The following is an 18,849-nucleotide window of genomic DNA, read 5'->3' as shown; positions in this document are numbered from 1 at the left end:
GACGTACGGGCGGACCTGGGCCAGGTCCTCGCCGTCGGCATCGAGGAGCTGGGCCCGGCGACCGTGCGGCCGCCGGGGCAGGGCTCGATCCGGGCGGAGGCGTCCGGCGTCAGACCGGGTCCGGGTTTCCGGGCCCGGGCCCGGGTCCGGGTTTCCGGGTCCGGGTCCGGGTCCGGGTCCGGGTCGCAATGATCAAGCCGGTCGGGCGGGCCCGCGCGGGTCGATCGGGGTGAGTACGCCGAGCCGGTCCTCGACCGCTTGGGCCGCGTCCAGGCAGAGGTCCTCGCGGAAGGCGCGCCCGATGATCTGCACTCCACAGGGGAGCCCGTCGGCCAGCCCGGTCGGTACGGCCACCGCGGGCACGCCCACGAAGCTGGTGACGGTGCACAGGCGCATACCGGACCCGACCCGGTCCCGGCCTGCCCTGTCACGTGACTCCAGGCCCGGCTCGACCGGCGGCTCGGTGAACGACGGGCCGAGCAACAGCGGGTACTCGTGGAGGAATTCGGCCCAGGAGCGGCGGATGTTCAGCCAGGTGCCCATCAGCTTCATCAACTCGTCCGCGCTCGCGGGCGGGGTCTGCTCCATCGTCATCTGGATGTAGCGGTCCCCGCCGTTGCCGAGGAGCGTGCGCACCATCGGCCAGGTCGGGGCGAACTCGGTCACGGTGATGCGGCCGTACGCTTCGAGCGCCTCGTCCAACCGCGGCACGTCCGGCACCTCGTGCACCTCGTACCCGGCGTCGCGGAGCGCGTCGGCCGCGGTCTCGACGGATGCGCGGACCGCCGGGTGGACGCCGTGACCGCCGGGGTCCGCCACGACGGCGACCTTGACCGGTCCGGGGAGCGGTTCGCCGTAGGCGGGCACCGGTACGGCGCGCGGGTCGCGGGGGTCGGTGCCGGCCAGTACCTCGTACGCCAGCCTCAGGTCGCCCACGCGCCGGGCGAGCGGCCCGTCGGTGACCAGCATCTGGGAGGCCGGGCCCGGGTCCTCCGGGCCCAGGAAGCGGTGGTCGGCCGGGAAGCGCCCGGCGGTCGGCTTCAGCCCCGCCACCCCGCAGAACTGTGCCGGGACGCGGATCGAGCCGCCGGAGTCGTTGCCGAGGCCGAGCGCCGCCATGCCCGTGGCCACGGCCACCGCATCGCCCCCGCTGGTGCCGCCCGGTGTCCGGCTGCGGTCCCACGGGTTGGCCGTGTCGCCGAACAGCTCGCTGCGCGTGTGCATCCCGGCCAGGATCAGGGTGGGCATGTTGCTGTGCCCGATCGGGATGGCCCCGGCGGCACGCAGCCGGGCCACCGGCGGCGCGTCGGCCGGCGCCACGAGATCGCGGAAGCGCTCCACGCCGAACGTGGTCGGCACGCCTTCGACGGCGGTGGTCTCCTTCACCGTGAACGGCACGCCCGCGAGCGGCCCCAGCGTGTCGCCGGCGGCCCGCCGGCGGTCGGTCTCCGCCGCGGCCTCGCGGGCACGCTCCGCCAGCAGCTGCGTGACCGCGTTCACCTGCGGGTTGACCTCCGCGGTGCGCTCCAGATGGCTGTCGACCAGTTCGACGGCCGACACCTCCCCGCTCCGTACGGCTTCCGCCTGGGCCACGGCCGGCCTCTGCCACAAGGCGTCCTGCATGGTTCGCACTCTCCTGCCTTCATTCCTTCATCGCGTTTCGATGCGTTTCGATGCGCTTGCATCGGAACAATAGCGGGGAACCGATGCGAGCGCATCGAATAGAGTGAGGCGACACGTCCGTACGGGAAACAGGGAGGCGCGCGGGCATGCCCAGGCAGGTGGATCACGAGGGCCGACGTCATCTCATCGCCGAGGCCGTCTGCCGGCTCGCCGACGAAAGCGGGCTGGAGGGTGTGACGCTGCGCGATGTCGCCGCCCGCGCGGAGGTGTCGATGGGGGCCGTCCAGCGGTGCTTTCGCACCAAGGAGGAGATGCTGGTCTTCGCCCTCGGGCACATCTCCGAGCGGATCAGCGCGCGCGTACGGGCCCGGGTCCTCGGGAGCCCCGCCCAGTCGGCCGGCACCGCCCTGGGCCACGCGGCCACCGAGATCGCCCTGCTCCGGGAGGAGCACCGCGCCGAGGCCAGGGTCTGGCTCGCCTTCGTGGCGCAGGCGGCCGTCACCCCGGCACTCGCCGCCACGCTGAAGGCGAACTACGGGGGCTTGCAGGAGGCGTTCACCCGCCTGATCGCGGAAGCCTGCGAGGGCGCCACCCCGGGGACCTGCGATGCGTCACACGAGGCCCGCACCCTGCTCGCCCTGGCGGACGGCCTCACCACACACGTCCTGATCGGCCATCTCACTCCGCAGGAGGCCGAAGACGTCCTCCATGGGCACTTGGGCACCCTCTGGGGGAGGTTCGCGCTTTCGCCCGACCCCGGAAACCAGCCGCGATGAAGCCTTCGGGGCTGCGAACCGCCGCCTGGAGGAATGAGCCGGGGCGGGGCGGGGTTCTCCCCGTGTAGGTCTTCCCTGCCGAAGGAGCGAGCCGTGGCCCTGTCCCCCGCCGAACGTGAACAGTTCCTGGCCGAGCCCCACACCGCCGCACTCGCCGTGGACGCCGGCACGGGCGCCGGCGCGGAAGGTGAACGCGCACCGCTGACGGTGCCGATCTGGTACCAGTACGCCCCCGGCGGCGACATCTGGATCATGACCGGCCGGGACTCCCGCAAAACCGAACTGATCAAGGCCGCAGGCCGGTTCAGCCTGATGGTCGACCGCCTGGAGCCGACGATCCGGTACGTGTCGGTCGAGGGCCCGGTCGTCTCGACAGCACCTGCGGTGCGCGAGCAGCTGGTGGAGATCTCCTCGCGGTACCTGCCCGCGGAGAAGGTGGCCGATTACGTCGACTTCGCGTGGAAGAACCACGGCGAGCAGGTCGTGATCCACATGCGTCCGGAGCGGTGGGTGAGTTCGGACCTCGGCTCGATCTGAATCCGACCGCCCGCGGCGACCCGAAGCCGGGTCGGGCCTGTCAGCCCGGCCTCGGCTCGCTCATCGAATGCAGCTGGGCGAACTCGTCGGCGAGCATGCCCATCATGACGAGATCGTGGTGCCGGCCGGCGTAGAACACCTGATCGCGGAGGCGGCCTTCCTCGACGAATCCGAGCCGGCGTTGAAGTGCCAGCGAAGTCTCGTTGTGCGCGAAGATCCGCGCTTGGCACTTGTGGTAACGCCGCTCGGCGAACATGAAGCGCAGCAACAGGACTGCGGCTTCTGCCGCGTAGCCCTTGCGCCGGTGTTCGGCACCGATCGTGACGCCGTATTCGAACCAGCCCGCACGGGGGTCGGCGTGGTGCGAGCCGACGGCGCCGACGATCTCCCCCGTGCCGACGGCTTCGATCGCCGACTGAAAACGGTCGCCGTCCGACCCGGCGGCGGCTTGCTCCTTCGCCCAGGCGCGGTAGCTCTCGGCGGAACGAGGCGGGTTCAGCAGGTCGCCCAGCCGCTCCTCGTCCGCGGAGAAGCGCATGAACGCAGTCCAGTCGTCGGGCTCGATACCGCGCAGATGTACTCGTTGGCCGGTCCAGAAGGATGCCATCCCCTATTTGATCATGTCGGATGGCGGGGGTCCAGTACTGCTGCCCGGGCTTGGAGCTAGCCCACGGGCTCGATCACGACGATCGGGATCTCGCGGTCCGTCTTGGCCTGGTAGTCGTCGTACGCGGGCCAGTGCCCGGCCATCAGCGGCCAGTACGCGGTGCGTTCCTCGGGGGTCGCCGTGCGTGCGATGGCCTGGTGGGTCTCGGGGCCGACCTGGATGCGGACTTCGGGGCGGGCGGTCAGGTTCCGGTACCAGAGCGGGTGTTCCGACGCCCCGCCGTTGGAGGCGACGACGAGGTAGCGGCCGTTGTCCTCACCGTAGATGAGCGGGGTCCGTACGGGGTTGCCGGAGACGCGGCCGACGGTGGTCAGCAGCAGGGTCTGGGTGCCGTTCCAGAACTGGCCCTCGGCGCCGTTGGTGGTGACGTACTGCTTGATGTGGTCCAGCTGCCAGCCGGACCTGGGGTCGGTCGGGTTGTCCCAGTCGATGTCGGTCATGAGGCTCGGCCCGCCTTCGGGTTGAAGGGTCAACAAACCACGGCAGGGGTGCCAACGCCCGGGGTGCGGCCGTCATTCCCCGGTCGGCGGAAGGGCGCAGCCGTTGAAGAGGTCGTCCAGGGCCCGGTGCGTGACGCGTGCGGGGGTGGCGCGGACGGCGAGGTCACGGACGGCCACGGCCAGCGGGTGGGTGAGGGCGGCGATCCGGCCGGCGCGGCGGGCGCGGAGCCGGATGGCGTCGGTGCGGGCGAGGCGGGCCCGGGTGTATGCGGCGAGGGCGGCCGGTATACCGGCCCCCTCCGCGCCCGTCGCCGCCCCATCCGCGCCCGTAGCCACCCCATCCGCCCGCGCCGCCGCCCCGTCCGCTCGGGCGGCCCCCCGCTCCGCCCGGACGGCAAGGAGGCGGGCCAGGACGACGGCGTCCTCGATGGCCTGGCAGCCGCCCTGGCCGAGGTTGGGGGTCATGGCGTGTGCGGCGTCGCCGATCCAGGCGATCCGGCCGTGGTGGAGGCTGGGGAGCGGGGCCGCCAGGTCGTACAGGTCGTGCTGGAGCACCGCCGCGGGGTCGATCCGGTCCAGGAGCGCGGGGATCGGGTCGTGCCAGGTGCCGTAGCGGCGCGTCAGTTCGGCGAGGGTGTCGGCGGGCCGGTACCCCTCGGGAACGACGGCGGTGGCGTAGACGTAGATCCGGCCGTCGGCGAGCGGGACCACCCCGAAGCGTTGGCCGCGGCCCCAGGTCTCGGCCGGCGGCGGAGGCGGCCCGTCGCCGGGCAGGACGGCGCGCCAGGCGGTCTCCCCGCTGTAGCGCAGGCCGGAGTGGTCCGGGAAGTACCGGCGGCGCAGGGGGCTGTGGATGCCGTCGGCTGCGACGACGACGTCCGCGGTGAGGTCGCCGGAGGCGGTACGGACCACCGGGCGCCCCCCGGCCCCATCCCCGGCCCGGGCTCCGACTCCGGCCCCATCCCCGGCCCCGGCCCTGTCCCCACCCCCGCCCGCGTCCACGCCCGTGACGGTGGCCCCGTAGGCGACGGTGCCCTCGGGCAGCACGGCAGCCAGCCCGGCGGTGAGGGCCTGGCGGTGCACGGCGAGTGCGGACCTGCCGTAGCGCGCGGTCATCGCGGTGGTGTCGGCGCGGCTGAGCCAGTCGCCGGCCGGGCGGCGCAGGCCCAGGGCCGCCAGTACGGTGCGGCCGGCCGCACGCGTGGCGTCGAAGCCGATGGCGTCGAAGGCGCGCAGCGCGTTGGGGGCGAGGACGATCCCCGCTCCGGCGGCGGCCGGCCCCTCCGCGCGCTCGCACACGGTGACCCGCCACCCGTGGTGGTGCAGTGCCACGGCGGCGGTGAGCCCGCCGATCCCCGCCCCGACGATGACGGCGTGGCGCTGACGCTCCGGCATGGCATGCTCCTCCGCGCTCGACCGAGCCTCTACATCCGTAGAGGCTCGCTACTCACTCTACAGCTGTAGAGTGAGCGCATGTCCATCCCCACCCCAGCCCCCACCCCCGAAGGGCCCGGCTCCCGCACGAGCGACCGCAGAACCCTCCTCGCGGACACCGCGATCGGCCTGGTCGCCGCCGGCGGCCTGCGGAACCTGACGCACCGCGCCGTCGACGGCGCGGCGGGACTGCCGGCGGGCAGCACCTCGTACTACTTCCGTACGCGGACGGCGCTGATCGGTGCCTGCTACCGGCGGGTGGCCGAGCTGGACCTCGCGGACCTCGACGCGGACGCCACGGCCTTCACGCCGCCGCAGCCGCCCGACCGGGACGCCGTCGCGCGGGCGGTCGCCGGGCTGCTATACCAGTGGCTGACGGTGGGCCGGGCACGCCAGCTGGCCCGCTTCGAACTCAGCCTGGAGGCGGGGCGCAACCCGGAACTGGAGGCAGAACTCCATCAGGCTGGCCTCGGCGCGCGGGCACGCGCCGCCGAGATGCTCGCGGGCCTGGGGGCGGACCGGCCGCAGGAATCCGCCGAACTGCTGGCCGCCTGGACCGACGGCCTGCTCTACGACCGCCTGGCGGGCTCCCTCGCCCGCTCCCGCCCGGCCCCTGAGCTGGACGAACTCACCGCCACCGCCCGGCGGATGCTCGACGCCGCCCTGGCCCGCGTCCCGGGATCCGGCACCTGATCCCCGCATTCCCGCCCGGCGCCTGCGAGGGCGTCATGGGATGCTGGGGAGGGATGAATCCGACACCGAGCTTGGGTGGCCGGAGCATTGCGGCGCTCCCGGGCAAGGGGAGGAGGGCCATGAAGGGCACAAGAAGGGGCGGTACCGGAAAGGCATCGTCCCCGTTGCTCACAGCATGCCTGTTGGCCGGCAGTCTGCTCGCCGGCGCCAGCGCCGGTTCGGCGTCGACGTCGACGTCGACGTCGACGTCGGTCGAAGCAACCGGCTCGCGGCGAGCGCCCCCTTGCACGCACAACCAGTTCGTGGCCAACCCTGCGGAGCGCGTGGGGTCCACTCAGGTACGGGTCACCGTGATCAACGAAGGCCCGAAGGCGTGCCAGCTCCGGGGCTTCCCGACCGTGGCCCTCGCAGGTCAGGGCTCGCCTGACAAGAACAAACCCCTCAAGGTGGTCCGCCAGGGACAAGCGCCGCTCGTGCAACTCCCGGTCGGCGGCACGGTCACGACACGGATCACCTTCACCCCGGTCCTCGGCGAGGCGGACGGGTACTGCGCCTCCGGCGCCGAGCCTTCCGTCGCACCCTCGATCGTCGTGGGCATCGCGGGAGGGGCACTCCAACTCGCGCCGGAAGACGGCGGCAACTTCGCCCTGTGCGGCAACAGCGTTCGTGCCACCGCGTTCCGGTGATCCGGATCAAGCACACTGGCCGGATGGACGACTACCGCCCGGTGCACCGTGAGCCCGGTCCCGACCTGTACGGCCGACTGCGCGTCCAGGGCACCGATCTCGGTCCGGCCCGCCGGCTGGCCGAACGCGGCCCGGGATTCGGCGGCTTCGGCACCGTCGCGGGCATCGCCGCGCCGGGGTTCGCCGCCTACGCCCGGGTGCTGCATCCGGCGTCCCTGGACGAGCGCCCGGTGCGGTGGTCGACGGTGGCTGCCGCCTACGGGCGCGAAGCGGCGCCGCGCACGGACTGGCACGACCTGATCGGGATGGACCGCGATTACCAGAACGCCGCCGAGTACGGCCTGCCCGGCGTATGGGACGAGCACCCCGCCGAGGGTCCCACCCCGCCCGACCTCGCCCGCGCGCTGATCCCCGTGCTGGCCCGGCACACCCGGACCCCCGAGCGTTGCTGGTACGGCCTGTGGAACGGCTACGGGCGCTGGGACTTCGACCGGGTGCCCACCTTCGAGACCCCGGGCCGGGACGAACTGCTGCTCGCCGGCACGCTGGACGATGCCGTTTCGCCGGTCTCCCTGGACGAGTTCGCCGAGCTGCCCGACCTGTGGTGGCCCGAGGACCACGCCTGGTGCCTGGGCGGTGACGTGGACCTGGTCAGCACCTACATCGGCGGATCCGAGGCCCTGGTCGCCGAACTGCTGGCCACCCCCGGGCTGGAGGCCCACCGGGTGGCGCCCGGAAACCGGGTCGGCTGACCCGCCGAGCCCGGCGCGAGGCGTCGGCGGTCAGCGGCCAGCGGCCAGCGGCCAGCGGCCTGCCGTCAGCGGCCTGCGGTTTGCGGCCTGCGGTTTGCGGTCAGCGCTGGTCGCCCAGCTTGTGGTGCTCGGTCAGTTCGAGGTCGATGAATGCGGCGATCATCGCCCGCCAGACGGCCTCGGCCACCTCGGGAGCGAGCCCGGCGGTTTCGGCCCGGACCCGGGCCGCGCGGACGACGCGTTCGACCCTGTCCGGAGCCCGGACGGCCTGCTCGTCGGCCTTGAAGCCGGCCGCCGCCCGGACCAGTTCCTGGCGTCGGGCCAGCAGGTCGACGAGCTCGGCGTCGAGCGCGTCGATGTGGGCGCGGACTTCGGCGAGGGAGGTGGGGCCGGGTTCGGAGCGCATCCTTGCTGCCTTTCGGGATGTGGGGAAGGGCGATCGGGCGGTCGGGGGGTCGCGGTGGTCGGGTGGTCGGGTGGTGCGGGCCGAAGGGGCCGCGGGGAGCGACCCGCTCAGGCCGGGGGGCGTTCGAGGACGAGGCGGATCTCCGTGACCTCGTACCCGGCCCGGTCGAAGGCGGCGGCCATCGGGACGTTGACCGTGTCGGTGGTCGCGGTGATGCGGTCGGCGCCCTCGAGGGCGTGGAAGCGGGTGATCTCGGCCAGGATCTCGTCGATCAGGCCCTGGCCGCGCTGCTCCGGTACGACGCCGAGGTAGCCGACGTTGCGGTGGTAGGGGGTGGCGGACGGGATGGCCATGCCGGCGAGGGTGCCGTCCGGGAGGTGGGCCAGCCGCCACCAGGAGCGCTTCCCGGGGCAGTCGAGGTAGAACTCCATGTCGTCCCGGGCGAGTTGCTCGGCGTCCATGGTGCGGAGCTCGTTCTGCGTGTGCAGGTCGAGGCTCCCCGATGACAGCCGGACGAACGCATCGAGGAACTCCTCGTCCGTGCCCTCCCGGAAGAGCAGCCTCCCCGTGGGCTCGCGGACCTCGGCAGCGGCAGCTGCGGCGGGGGTCCACTCGTACCGAAGTCGCTCGATCTCGCTGGTCAGGCCGGACCGGTACGCCGCCTCCCGGCGCCAGGCGACCGCCTCGGCCACCGCCGGGGTGGCCCGCCAGTCATGGGGCAGGGAGATGTTGTAGCCGGGGAGGGTGCCGAAGGCCGCGTGCCCGGCCGCGAGCAAACCGGTGGCCACGGCAGCGGGATCGGCCACGCCGGCCCGGACCTGGAGGCAGTCCAGCGCGATCGGCTGCTCACTGTCGGCGCGGCCCCACCACAGGGCGCGGGCCAGGATCTCCCCGCCCTCGTCCTCGGCGAACCAGATCCACTCGGGGCGCATCCGGTTCTCCGCGAACTCCTGCCGGAGCGTTTCGGCGGTCAGGGGAGCGACGGGTCCGCCGGCGGGGTAGGCGGCGGCGCGGTCGAGGTCTGCGGGACCGTCGGTGGCAGGGCGGAAGATCATGCGGCAATGATCACACGGCGGCCGAGCCGAGGTTTCGGGCCGGGCAAGTCTAGTTGGGGAGGGTTCCAGCAGAGGAGGGGCACGGTGAGGGAAGACGTTGTGAGGCCGAGGCCGAGGCCGCGGCCCGGCCGGGGGTGGGGCGGTGTCCTGCCGCTCCTGGTTTCGGTGGCCGTCGGCGTTGTGGTGGCGGCCCTTGCCGTCGTCGACTTCCGGTTGTCCGGCGGGGCGGGCCGGCAGGCGCTCGCGGTGGCGCTGACGGCCGTACTCGTGACCTGTGCGGTGCTGATGACGTCGCGTCTGGCGGGGCGTCTGACGCGACCGTCGTTACGGCGTGCCGAGCGAGAGCTGGCCGAGGAGCCCCCTCTCGGGGTCTCGGACCGGGAGTTCTTCGCCCCGATGCGCCGGCTGATGCTCATCGGGGCAGTGGGCATCCTGGTCAGCCTGCTGACCCTGACGGTCGTGTATCCGCTCGCGCTCTGGGGCGCGGTACGGATCGGTGCGGCCGTGGGGCTGTCCGCGCGGCTGGACGGATGGTGGCCGGCCTTCGTGGGCGGGCTCCTCGTCGCGGCCGTCGCCACCTCGGTCCGGACCTTCTTCGCGCTGTTCCGCACTCATACCGGGCGGGCGGCCGCGTACTCGCTGGCCGCCGTCGTCCTCAACACCGCCGGACTCGCGCTCGCCGTGCTCGTGCTGGACGGGGTCCGGCTGGACGCGGGGCCCGGCTGGCGGCAGGCGCTGATCCTGTGCGCGGCCGTCTGCCTCTTCATGCTGCCGCGCATCACGCTGTCGCTGCCCGTGCCGGGTGCCGCTTCGCTCGCCCTGGTCGCCTACCACTGCCTGCTGCTCTGGCTGGTCTGCCAGGCCCTCGCCTTCGCCGAGCCCGGTCTGTACGTAGACGGTTTCTGGCAGCTGGCGGGAGCCGCCGCGATCATGTGGGCGGTGGAGTGGCCCGCGCGACTGGCGACCCGTCTCGCCGAGGCAGCCGTTCAGCCGGGGCCCGCCCTGCCCGATCCGTTCCCGGACCACATGTTCCCTTCCGGCCCGCTGTACTGACGGCGCCCCCACATGCCGGCGGCCCACCCAGGGCTTCCGGCTGCGGCAAGTGACTCGTGCGTACTGCACGCCTCGTTGGTGACAGCGGTGACTGTCGGAGCCCGGGCGCCCCGTGACACCGTCGTTCCTGTCACCGACCGAGGGAGCAGGTGTGAACAAGGGGTACGCCGCATACTGCGACGCCGACCGCTGGTTCTACGACGCGCCGTACCGCCGCGCCGAGGGCGGCAGGTACGCCGCCGCACTCGCACCCACTCCGGAGGGCTGGCGGGCGCACCGCAGCGGGGACTGGCTCGCGTTGCGTCCCGTCGGGCTCGAACTGCCCTCGCAGGGTTGGAAGATCCATGTGTCGGCGGGCCTGGACAACGCCGAGTCGGTGCTGGACCGGGTCCACGCGTACTGCCTGGCCCGGCAGATCGCCTTCAAGTTCGTCCCGAGCCGCTATCTGCTGCACACCCGGAACGCCAAGTACGCCGACCGGGCCGGCAGCGGCAAGTTCATCACGGTCTATCCCGGCGACGAGGAGCAGTGCCGCACCATCGCGGAGGACCTCGACCGGCTGCTGGCCGGCGAGCACGGCCCGTACGTCCTCAGCGATCTGCGCTGGGGGGACGGCCCGGTGTACCTGCGCTACGGCAGTTTCACCCTGCGGCACTGCTACGACGAGCACGGTGAGCTGTGTCCGGCGGTCGAGGACCCCGAGGGGCGCCTCGTACCGGACCTGCGCGGGCCGGTGTTCCGCCTGCCCGACTGGGTGGCGCTGCCCGCCTTCCTGAAACCGCACGTCGACGCCCGCGCTGCCGTCACGCTGACCGACCTCCCGTACACCGTCGAGAGCGCACTGCACTTCTCCAACGGCGGCGGCGTCTACCTCGGCCGCGACAGCCGCACCGGTGAGCGGGTCGTGCTCAAGGAGGGGCGGCCCTACGCCGGGCTCGCCGCCGACGGAGCCGACGCGGTGGCCCGGCTGCGCAGGGAGCGGACCGCGCTGGAGCTGCTGGCGGGGCTGGACTGCGTACCCGCGGTGCGCGGCGCGTTCACGGTCGGCGATCACCACTTCCTGGCGCTGGAGTACCTGGAGGGCAAGCCGCTCAACACCTTCTTCGCCCGCAGACATCCGCTGATCGAGGCGGACCCGGATCCGGCCGAACTCGCCGCGTACACCGAGTGGGCCGTGAAGGTCCATGCGCGGGTGTCGGAGGCGGTGGCCGCCGTCCACGCCCGGGGGGTGGTCTTCAACGACCTGCACCTGTTCAACATCATGGTGTCGGAGGACGAGGCCGGCGAACCGTCCGTGGCGTTGCTCGACTTCGAGGCGGCCGCGCACGTCGACGAGGGGCTGCGGCAGACGGTCGCCAACCCTGCGTTCGTCGCACCGGCGGAACGGCGCGGGTTCTCCGTGGACCGTTACGCACTGGCCTGTCTGCGTCTGGCGCTCTTCCTTCCGCTGACGAGCCTGCTCGTACTGGACCGGGCGAAGGCGGCGCATCTGGCGGACGTCGCCGCCGCGCAGTTCCCCGTCCCGCGCCGCTTCCTGGACGAGGCGGTCGAGGAGATCCTGGCCGGGCCCGATCCGGCGCCCGGAACCGGGCGTCCGACGGGGGCCACGGGGCCGGCGGAGCCGGTGCGTCGGGTGCGGCCGGCGCGGCCGTACCTGCCGGTGGAGCCGGGTGACTGGCCGGCGAGCGGAACCTCGTTGGCCGCCGCCATCCGGGTCTCCGCGACACCCGACCGGGAGGATCGTTTCTTCCCGGGGGACGCCGCACAGTTCGCCCATGCGGGCGGTGGGCTCTGCTTCGGTTACGGGGCTGCCGGGGTGCTCTACGCCCTGGCCGAGACCGGCGCCGAGCGGTGGCCCGAGGCGGAGGAGTGGCTGCTGGCCCGCACCAAGGAGCCGGCGTCCGGCACTCCCCTCGGTTTCTACGACGGACTGGCGGGTCTGGCCTGGACGCTGGACCGGCTCGGCCACCCCGACCGGGCCCTCGAACTGGCCGAACTCGTCGTCCGCCAGCCCTGGGAGAACATCGCCCCCGACCTGCACAGCGGCCTCGCCGGCATCGGCCTGGCGCTGGACGCGCTCGCCGCGTCCACGGGCGAGTCGTCCCTGCGGACGGCGGCCCTGCGGTGCGCGGAGCGCGTCGCCCGGACCGCGCCGGAGCTCACCCGGGCCGGGCTGCTGCACGGTTCCTCGGGTCCTGCGCTCCTCTTCCTGCGGCTGTACGAGCGGACCGGTGACACCGGGTTCCGCGACCGCGCCGCCGAGGCGCTGCGCCGCGACCTCGGGCGCTGCGTGTCGAGCGTGTACGGCACGCTCCAGGTGAACGAGGGCTGGCGCACGATGCCGTACCTCGGAGCGGGCAGCGTGGGCATCGGCATGGTGCTCGACGACTACCTGGAGCACGGCGCGGAGGAGGAGTTCGAGCGGGCGCGCGGGCAGATCGTACGGGCGGCCCAGGCCACCTTCTACGCGCAGCCGGGGCTCTTCCGCGGTGCCGCCGGCATGGTGTTGCACCTCGCCCGGACCACCGCACCCGGTCCCGGCACCGGCCCGGCTGACATCCGGCGGCAGATCGACGCGCTCGCGCGGCACGCCGTGCCCTACCAGGGGCACCTGGCCTTCCCCGGCGAGCAGATGATGCGGCTGTCCATGGACCTGTCCACGGGTGCCGCGGGCGTTCTGCTCGCACTCGGCGGCGCGGCGCCCGGCGGGCGCGCGCAGCTGCCCTTCCTGCCGCCCCTCGGGCGGCCCCAGAGCCGGTCCCTCACGGGACCGTGACCCACCAGCACCACCAGCACCATCCATCCGAAGTACCCGTCGAAAGAAGAGGAAAAGAATCATGACGCTTCTCGACCTGCAGTCGATGGAGACCCCGAAGGAAGAGATCACCGAGGCCACCACCGGCGGCGGTGGCGGCAGCCGCGCCAGCCTGCTGCTCTGCGGGGACAGCAGCCTGAGCCTCACCACCTGTAACTGACCCGGGACCGGCACCCCGGCGCTCCGGGCCCGGGCGGCCTCGCCGCCCGGGCCCGCACCACACCCTCCGGAGGACGCACGCCGATGACGACCGCCGACCGCACCCTCGGCGCGGCCGCCCGGCACAGCGCGGGCCGCACCGCGGCCGTGCTCGTCTGCTCCGTGGCGGCCGCCGGTGCCGCCCTCGCCGAACCGGCCGTCCTCGGCCACACCCTTGAACTGCTGCTCCGCCGCGACCCTTCCGCGTCTGCCTGGATCGCCCTCTGCGCGGCGATCGTCACCGCCGAGGTCCTCCTCGATGCCGGTACCGCCGCGCTCACGGGTACGGTCGGGGCCCGTTCGACCGCCTGGCTGCGCCGGCTCACCCTGGGCCGGCTGCTCTCGGCCGCACCGCACCACGCCGCCCGTTTCGCCCCGGGAGACCTCGCGGCCCGGCTGACCGCCCACGCCACCGAGGCCGCCACCGTACCGGCGACGGCCGCCACCGGCCTGGCCGCCCTGCTGCCGCCGCTCGGCGGTCTAGCCGCGCTCTTCGTCATCGACGTGTGGACCGCACTCGCCTTCGTGGCGGGGCTGCCGCTGCTGCTGCTCCTGCTGCGGGCCTTCGCCCGGGACTCGTCGACGAGCGTCACCCGCTACCAAAAGGCCCAACTGGGCATCGCCGAGCGACTCGTGGAGACCCTGGCGGGGGCCCGTACGATCGCCGCCGCCGGCACCACCGACCGCGAACGCCGCAGGATCCTCAAGGGACTTCCCGAACTGGGCGTCGAGGGACGGCAGATGTGGCGCGTGTACGGCGCCACGGTCGCCCGCAGCAGCGCCCTCATGCCCCTGTTGCTGTACGCCGTCATCGCGGTCGCCGGCTTCCGCCTGGCCGGCGGTGCGCTGGGGGTCGGGGAACTCCTCGCCGCCTCCAGGTACGCAGCCCTCGCGGCCGGGATGGGAGCGGTGACCGGGCAGCTGGCTGCGCTGGTCCGCGGCCGGGCAGCGGCCGGCCGGACCGCGGAACTCCTGGACCTGCCCCAACTCGCCCAGGGCACCGGTGCGTTGCCGCCCGAGGGCCCCGGGACCCTCGAACTGCGCGGTGTCACCGTCGTACGGGACGGGAGAGCCGTGCTGCGCGGCATCGACCTGGTCGTCCCGGGCGGCAGCACGGCGGCGGTGGTCGGCCGCTCCGGATCGGGCAAATCGCTGCTGGCCGCCGTCGCGGGGCGGCTGACCGCACCCGACGAGGGCGAGGTGCTGCTCGACGGCGTGCCGCTCGCCGCACCGGACGGCGCCCGGCTGCGCCGCGAGGTCGGGTACGCCTTCGACCGGCCCGCCCTGTTCGGCGCGACGGTCGGGGAGGCCATCGCCTTCGGCGCGGGGCCGCAGCCGGACTCCGACGCAGTGCGTGCCGCCGCCCGGTCCGCGGGTGCGGAGGACTTCATCCGCCGGCTGCCCGAGGGGTACGACACGCCGTTGGCGGACGCCCCGCTGTCCGGGGGCGAGTACCAGCGCCTGGGACTGGCCCGGGCGTTCTGCCATGCCGGGCGGCTGCTGATCCTCGACGACGCGACGTCCGGCCTGGACACGGTCACCGCGCACCAGGTGGAACGCGCCCTCGCACGGGAAGTCCGGCCGGGCACGCGGCTGGTGGTCGCCCACCGGGTCTCGTCGGTGACCCGGGCCGGGATGGTGGTCTGGCTGGACGAGGGGCGCGTACGGGCCGTCGGCACCCATCGCGAGCTGTGGCGGGACCCGGCCTACCGTGCCGTGTTCTCCGGGACCGCTGACGGTGCGGAGGGGAAGCCGGAGCCACGGCCGGAGGTGGCCCGATGAGCGCCTTCCGCAAGGCCGCGTCCCCCGGGGCCGGGCGCCCCGGGGCCGGGCCCCCCGAGGCCGTCCCGCCCGCGCCTCCCTCCCCTGCGTCCGTCTCCCCTGAGTCCGTCTCACCCGAGACCTTCTCCCCCGAGCACGCGCCCACGGAGCGGGGTGCGCTCGCCCGGGTGGCACCCGACGCCCGGCGGTTCCTGCGGGGACGCGGACGTGCGGTGGCGGTGCTGGGCGGCTGGTCCCTGCTGGAGTCCGCGCACACCTTCCTCGGGGGCTACGGGGTGGCCCGGGCGCTGGACGACGGCTTCCTCGCCGGGCGGCCCGGAACAGGGCTGGCCTGGCTGTCGCTCGCTGCGGTGGCGGCACTGCTGGGCGGGGTCGCGCTGCGGGGTGTGTTCGGCGGGCTCGCGGACCTGGTGGAGCCGCTGCGGGACGGGCTGGTGCGGCGGGCGGTCACCTCGGCGCTGGCGGAGGCGGTGGCCGATCCGGCGCGGACGGATGCGGGAGCCGTGTCGCGCGTGACGCAGCAGTCCGAAATGGCACGGGATTCCTTCGCCGGGCTGGTGCTGACGGCCCGTTCGTTCGTGTTCACGGCGGCCGGGGCGCTGCTGGGGATGGCCTCGCTCGCCCCGGTTCTCCTGCTGATCGTGGTGCCGCCGCTGCTGTTGGGCCTCGGGGTGTTCCTGGGGACGCTGGCTCCGATGGCCCGGGTGCAGCGGTCGTACCTCGATGCGGACGAGGCCCTGTCGGCCCGGGTCGGGGCGCTGGGGGCCGGACTGCGGGACGTCGTGGCGTGCGGGGGCGGACCGGCGGCGGGGGCCGAAGTGGAGTCGCTGATCGCCACCGAGGAGCGTCTGTCCCGGGTGCTGGCCCGCTGGGCCGCGGTCCGGACGCTGGCCCTGGGCGTGGCGGGCCGGCTGCCGGTGGTCGCGCTGCTGTCGGCAACTCCCTGGCTGCTGACGCGGGGGGTCTCGGCGGGAACCCTGGTCGGCGCCCTCACGTACCTGGTCCAGGCGCTGCTGCCGGCCCTGCACCAGCTGATGACGGCGCTGGGGACGGCGGGGACCCGGCTGCTGGTGGTGCTGGAGCGGTTCTGTGCCGACGTACCGCGCCGTGTCCGTGCCGATGCGCCGGAGTCCGAGCTGCATCCGCCGGTCCCGCGGCCGGCTGCGGGACCGGCCGCGGGACGGGGCGGCGCGTCCTTGCCGATGGTTCCCGCGGCCGAACTGCGCGGCGTCGCCTTCGCCTACGGGCCGCGGGCCCGGCCGGTGCTGGACGGTCTCGACCTGGTCGTGCGGCCCGGCGAGCACCTGGCGGTCGTCGGCCCCAGCGGGATCGGCAAGTCCACCTTGACCGCGCTGCTCGCCGGCCTGCACCCGCCGGACCGGGGCTCGGTCCTGGTGTCCGGCGCGCCGGCCCGGCGCGGGCCCGGCCCCGACGGCCCGGACCCCCGCCGGAGCCTGCTCCCGCAGCAGGCGTACGTCTTCACCGGCACCGTACGGGAGAACCTGCTGCACCTGCGTCCCGGTGGTACCGGCGACACCCCCGGCCGTACGGACGCCCTGGTGGCGCATGCCGTGGCGGCTCTGGATCTCGGGGAGCTGGTGGGCCGGCTGGGCGGTCTGGACGCGGTGCTGGAACCGGCCCGGCTGTCCCAGGGTGAGCGGCAGCGGCTGGCCCTGGCAGCCGCCTACCTCTCCCCCGCTCCTCTGCTCCTGCTCGACGAGGCCACCTGCCATCTGGACGCGGACACCGAGGAGCGGGCCGAGCTGGCCCTGGCGGCGCGGCCCGGCACGCTGATCGTCGTGGCGCACCGCATCTCGTCCGCCGCGCGGGCGGACCGGGTGCTGGTGCTGGACGGGGCCCGTGCGGTGTGCGGCACGCACGAGCAGCTGCCGGACCGTTCGCCGCTCTACCGGGACCTGGTCGGCCTCTGGGAAGAGCAGGCGGGCTGACCGGACTGCCTGGCACGGACCGGACCCGGTCCGACCCGACCCGGCCCGATCGGCCCCGTCGGTCGCCGGGTGGCTCAGACCCACCCCGAACGCCGGGAGATCCGGATCGCGTCGACGCGGTTGCGTGCGCCGGTCTTGCGGGTGACGGCCGCCATGTAGTTGCGCACGGTGCCGCTGGCGAGGTGGAGGGCCCGGGCGATCTCTGCGATGGAGTCGCCTTCGGCGGCCCGGGCCAGGACGCTGTGTTCGCGGGGGCTCAGCGGCATCTGGTCGACTTCCAGGAAGGCGGAGGCGAGGGACGCGTCGACGAAGCGTTCTCCCTCGGCCACCCGCTGTATGGCCCGGACCAGGCGGCCCGGGGACCCGTCCTTGTCCACGTAGCCGCGGGCCTTGGCCGCAAAGGCCTTGCGCAGGGCGCCGGGTGAGCCGGCGTGGGCCAGCACGAGCAGGGCGGGGCTCCGGCCGAGGAGGTCGCGGTGGCGGCGGCCCTCCTCCCCGGCCAGGACGGCTGCGGCCTCGGGACAGTCGACGTCGACGACACAGACGTCGGGTCGTAACGACTCCGCATGGCGCTTCGCGGTCCGCCAGCCCGCCGACGAGACGTCGAAGGTGGCCTCGGCTCTGAGCAGCGCGGTCAGCGCGGACCTCACCAGATTGGCGCTGTGCAGTACGAGAACCCTCGTCATCACGTGTCCCTTCGGAAAGTCGGAGTCGACGGCATGCCGTTGCCCAGGGACTTGCCGAATGGAACGTGCGGGTGGGAGCGCAGGGGGCGCACGGGGGTCGCTTCCGGCCAGTCCGGCGCGGCGGGAAGATCCCCTCCGCCCGTGCTCCGGGCGGCGGGATCTGCACAACACCGGCACATCCGTCGGGCCGTCTTCACGTACCGGCCCGTAGGCGGCCGCCCGCCGTGGGACCGCCGGACCGGTGAACGGCGTTCTGCACCGGACATGTCCGCCCAACGCCCGGTTGGCGCCTGCCCCGACGGGCGGGACCAACCGGCGCGCGAACCCGGCGGACGGCCCGGGAGCCGGCCTCTCGACGAGGCCGGAACTGCTTCTACCGGAAGGCCGGCAGGTTCCGCGCGACCCAGTCGCCGAAGGGCCCGGCCGGTCGGCGGAGGACGGCCTCCACGTCGGGGCTGATCCTCTGCTCGGCCGGCAGCGGGGCGCCGAGGACGTCCAGGGTGCCGTCGATGACCTCCTCCGGCATGAACTGCGCCAGGTGCGCGTGGGCGTCCTCGCGGGTGAGTTCCACGAAGGCCACCTCCTCGCCGAGGGCCTGGGAGATCACCGCCGCCTGCCGGCGCGGGCTGATCGCCTCGGGTCCGGTCAGCTCGTACGTACGTCCCGCGTGGCCGTCCTCGCGCAGCACGGCCGCGGCGACCCCGGCGATGTCCGCCGGGTCGATGACGGGCAGCGCCACATCGCCGAACGGAGCGAAGACCGTGCGCTTCGCGCGGACCGACTCGGCCCAGGCGAAGGCGTTGGACGCGAAGCCCCCCGGCCGCAGGACGGTGAAGTCCGGTCCGGAGGCGTGCACGGCGGCTTCGAACTCGCGCAGTCGGGCGTGCGAGAGGGCTTGGGGGCGGGTGGAGTTGAGCTGCGAGGAGAGCAGGACGATCCGGCCGACCCCGGCCTCCTTCGCCACGTCCATCAGGGCGTTCGGGCTCTCGCCGTGGCTGTTGAGCTCGCCCCCGAGCAGGAGGAAGAAGGCGTCGGCGCCTTCGAGGACCGGCCGTAGGCTCGCCGCGTTCCCGAGGTCGGCCCGGGCGTGCCGGACGGCTGCCGGCAGCCCCTCGGAACGCGGACTCCGCGAAACGGCGGTGACCTCCTCTCCCGCCCCGGCCAGCAGTTGCACCAGCGTGCGCCCGATGTTGCCGGTCGAACCCGTCACCACGATCATTTCGATCCCCCGCATTGAGTTAGTGAGCTGACTGACTTACTTCGACGAGGTGACGTTAACACGCCGCAGGGGCGGGCT

At 73.8% G+C, this 18,849-nt stretch carries 18 protein-coding genes and 1 pseudogene; 11 read left to right on the top strand and 8 right to left on the bottom strand.

Annotated features, from left to right (window positions below):
• Positions 1-192, top strand: a 192-nt coding sequence (locus tag AB0447_RS17720; RefSeq protein WP_366477589.1) for a hypothetical protein, incomplete at its 5' end; no start/stop codon positions are given.
• On the opposite strand, the gene AB0447_RS17715 is transcribed toward AB0447_RS17720, so the two are convergent.
• Positions 193-1,623, bottom strand: coding sequence for an amidase (locus AB0447_RS17715; protein WP_366477588.1), 1,431 nt, complete (start codon positions 1,621-1,623; stop codon positions 193-195).
• Between the two features lie 146 nt (positions 1,624-1,769).
• Here AB0447_RS17715 and AB0447_RS17710 point away from each other — a divergent pair, with 146 nt between their 5' ends.
• Both AB0447_RS17710 and AB0447_RS17705 read left to right on the top strand, forming a co-directional pair.
• Positions 1,770-2,399, top strand: coding sequence for a TetR/AcrR family transcriptional regulator (locus tag AB0447_RS17710; RefSeq protein WP_366477587.1), 630 nt, complete (start codon positions 1,770-1,772; stop codon positions 2,397-2,399).
• Between the two features lie 93 nt (positions 2,400-2,492).
• On the top strand, positions 2,493-2,936 hold the full coding sequence (locus AB0447_RS17705) for a pyridoxamine 5'-phosphate oxidase family protein (protein WP_366477586.1): 444 nt from the start codon (positions 2,493-2,495) through the stop codon (positions 2,934-2,936).
• A 40-nt stretch (positions 2,937-2,976) separates the two neighbouring features.
• Here the strand turns inward: AB0447_RS17705 and AB0447_RS17700 are convergent, their stop codons facing one another.
• The 3 genes from AB0447_RS17700 to AB0447_RS17690 all read right to left on the bottom strand — a co-directional run bounded on the left by AB0447_RS17700 (position 2,977) and on the right by AB0447_RS17690 (position 5,438).
• A complete protein-coding gene (locus tag AB0447_RS17700) occupies positions 2,977-3,543 on the bottom strand; it encodes a GNAT family protein (protein ID WP_366477585.1) in 567 nt (188 codons plus the stop codon).
• Between the two features lie 56 nt (positions 3,544-3,599).
• A complete protein-coding gene (locus AB0447_RS17695; protein ID WP_366477584.1) occupies positions 3,600-4,043 on the bottom strand; it encodes a nitroreductase family deazaflavin-dependent oxidoreductase in 444 nt (147 codons plus the stop codon).
• Positions 4,044-4,115: 72 nt separating this feature from the next.
• The gene (locus AB0447_RS17690) at positions 4,116-5,438 is read right to left on the bottom strand and encodes an FAD-dependent monooxygenase (protein ID WP_366477583.1); all 1,323 of its coding nucleotides are present in this window, start codon (positions 5,436-5,438) and stop codon (positions 4,116-4,118) included.
• Between the two features lie 78 nt (positions 5,439-5,516).
• Here AB0447_RS17690 and AB0447_RS17685 point away from each other — a divergent pair, with 78 nt between their 5' ends.
• The 3 genes from AB0447_RS17685 (at position 5,517) to AB0447_RS17675 (ending at position 7,608) form a co-directional block, all read left to right on the top strand.
• Positions 5,517-6,170, top strand: a complete 654-nt coding sequence (locus AB0447_RS17685) for a TetR family transcriptional regulator (protein ID WP_366477582.1) — start codon at positions 5,517-5,519, stop codon at positions 6,168-6,170.
• A 182-nt stretch (positions 6,171-6,352) separates the two neighbouring features.
• Entirely contained in the window at positions 6,353-6,856 is a 504-nt protein-coding gene (locus AB0447_RS17680; RefSeq protein WP_366477580.1) for a DUF4232 domain-containing protein, read from the top strand.
• Positions 6,857-6,879: 23 nt separating this feature from the next.
• Positions 6,880-7,608, top strand: a complete 729-nt coding sequence (locus AB0447_RS17675; RefSeq protein WP_366477579.1) for a hypothetical protein — start codon at positions 6,880-6,882, stop codon at positions 7,606-7,608.
• Positions 7,609-7,708: 100 nt separating this feature from the next.
• Here the strand turns inward: AB0447_RS17675 and AB0447_RS17670 are convergent, their stop codons facing one another.
• On the bottom strand, positions 7,709-8,014 hold the full coding sequence (locus AB0447_RS17670; RefSeq protein ID WP_366477578.1) for a chorismate mutase: 306 nt from the start codon (positions 8,012-8,014) through the stop codon (positions 7,709-7,711).
• A gap of 107 nt (positions 8,015-8,121) precedes the next feature.
• Positions 8,122-9,069: a GNAT family protein gene (locus AB0447_RS17665; RefSeq protein ID WP_366477577.1), complete on the bottom strand. Its 948-nt coding sequence runs from the start codon at positions 9,067-9,069 to the stop codon at positions 8,122-8,124.
• 165 nt (positions 9,070-9,234) lie between these two features.
• Between AB0447_RS17665 and AB0447_RS17660 the strand changes: the two genes are divergently transcribed.
• The 5 genes and pseudogenes from AB0447_RS17660 to AB0447_RS17640 form a co-directional block, all read left to right on the top strand.
• Positions 9,235-10,122, top strand: coding sequence for a hypothetical protein (locus tag AB0447_RS17660; protein ID WP_366477576.1), 888 nt, complete (start codon positions 9,235-9,237; stop codon positions 10,120-10,122).
• Positions 10,123-10,273: 151 nt separating this feature from the next.
• On the top strand, positions 10,274-12,898 hold the full coding sequence (gene lanKC / locus AB0447_RS17655; protein WP_366477575.1) for a class III lanthionine synthetase LanKC: 2,625 nt from the start codon (positions 10,274-10,276) through the stop codon (positions 12,896-12,898).
• 61 nt (positions 12,899-12,959) lie between these two features.
• Positions 12,960-13,097 (top strand): SapB/AmfS family lanthipeptide, encoded by a 138-nt coding sequence (locus AB0447_RS17650; protein WP_366477574.1) that lies wholly within the window; start codon positions 12,960-12,962, stop codon positions 13,095-13,097.
• An 83-nt stretch (positions 13,098-13,180) separates the two neighbouring features.
• A complete protein-coding gene (locus AB0447_RS17645; protein WP_366477573.1) occupies positions 13,181-14,917 on the top strand; it encodes an ABC transporter ATP-binding protein in 1,737 nt (578 codons plus the stop codon).
• Positions 14,914-16,851: pseudogene (locus AB0447_RS17640) on the top strand (ATP-binding cassette domain-containing protein); the annotation flags it as partial. The gene AB0447_RS17645 and the pseudogene AB0447_RS17640, both read left to right, overlap by 4 nt.
• 89 nt (positions 16,852-16,940) lie before the next feature.
• On the opposite strand, the gene AB0447_RS17635 reads toward AB0447_RS17640, so the two are convergent.
• Positions 16,941-17,552 carry a response regulator transcription factor gene (locus AB0447_RS17635; protein WP_366477572.1) on the bottom strand — a complete coding sequence of 204 codons (612 nt, stop codon included), beginning with the start codon at positions 17,550-17,552 and terminating at the stop codon, positions 16,941-16,943.
• A gap of 373 nt (positions 17,553-17,925) precedes the next feature.
• Positions 17,926-18,771, bottom strand: a complete 846-nt coding sequence (locus AB0447_RS17630) for an NAD(P)H-binding protein (protein ID WP_366477600.1) — start codon at positions 18,769-18,771, stop codon at positions 17,926-17,928.
• Positions 18,772-18,849 lie beyond the last annotated feature (78 nt).

The sequence above is a fragment of the Streptomyces sp. NPDC051211 genome (genome assembly GCF_040689505.1).
In the GTDB taxonomy this organism is placed as follows: Bacteria; Actinomycetota; Actinomycetes; order Streptomycetales; family Streptomycetaceae; genus Streptomyces.
This window is presented reverse-complemented; position numbering and strand designations above follow the sequence as displayed.

What these genes read in the sequence shown, in the direction of transcription:
- AB0447_RS17645 (WP_366477573.1), top strand. Translation starts at nt 13,181, where the DNA reads ATGACGACCGCCGACCGCACCCTCGGCGCGGCCGCCCGGCACAGCGCG.
- AB0447_RS17715 (WP_366477588.1), bottom strand. Translation starts at nt 1,623, where the DNA reads ATGCAGGACGCCTTGTGGCAGAGGCCGGCCGTGGCCCAGGCGGAAGCC.
- AB0447_RS17700 (WP_366477585.1), bottom strand. Translation starts at nt 3,543, where the DNA reads ATGGCATCCTTCTGGACCGGCCAACGAGTACATCTGCGCGGTATCGAG.
- AB0447_RS17650 (WP_366477574.1), top strand. Translation starts at nt 12,960, where the DNA reads ATGACGCTTCTCGACCTGCAGTCGATGGAGACCCCGAAGGAAGAGATC.
- AB0447_RS17685 (WP_366477582.1), top strand. Translation starts at nt 5,517, where the DNA reads ATGTCCATCCCCACCCCAGCCCCCACCCCCGAAGGGCCCGGCTCCCGC.
- AB0447_RS17665 (WP_366477577.1), bottom strand. Translation starts at nt 9,069, where the DNA reads ATGATCTTCCGCCCTGCCACCGACGGTCCCGCAGACCTCGACCGCGCC.
- AB0447_RS17690 (WP_366477583.1), bottom strand. Translation starts at nt 5,438, where the DNA reads ATGCCGGAGCGTCAGCGCCACGCCGTCATCGTCGGGGCGGGGATCGGC.
- AB0447_RS17630 (WP_366477600.1), bottom strand. Translation starts at nt 18,771, where the DNA reads ATGATCGTGGTGACGGGTTCGACCGGCAACATCGGGCGCACGCTGGTG.
- AB0447_RS17695 (WP_366477584.1), bottom strand. Translation starts at nt 4,043, where the DNA reads ATGACCGACATCGACTGGGACAACCCGACCGACCCCAGGTCCGGCTGG.
- AB0447_RS17635 (WP_366477572.1), bottom strand. Translation starts at nt 17,552, where the DNA reads ATGACGAGGGTTCTCGTACTGCACAGCGCCAATCTGGTGAGGTCCGCG.
- AB0447_RS17670 (WP_366477578.1), bottom strand. Translation starts at nt 8,014, where the DNA reads ATGCGCTCCGAACCCGGCCCCACCTCCCTCGCCGAAGTCCGCGCCCAC.
- AB0447_RS17710 (WP_366477587.1), top strand. Translation starts at nt 1,770, where the DNA reads ATGCCCAGGCAGGTGGATCACGAGGGCCGACGTCATCTCATCGCCGAG.
- AB0447_RS17675 (WP_366477579.1), top strand. Translation starts at nt 6,880, where the DNA reads ATGGACGACTACCGCCCGGTGCACCGTGAGCCCGGTCCCGACCTGTAC.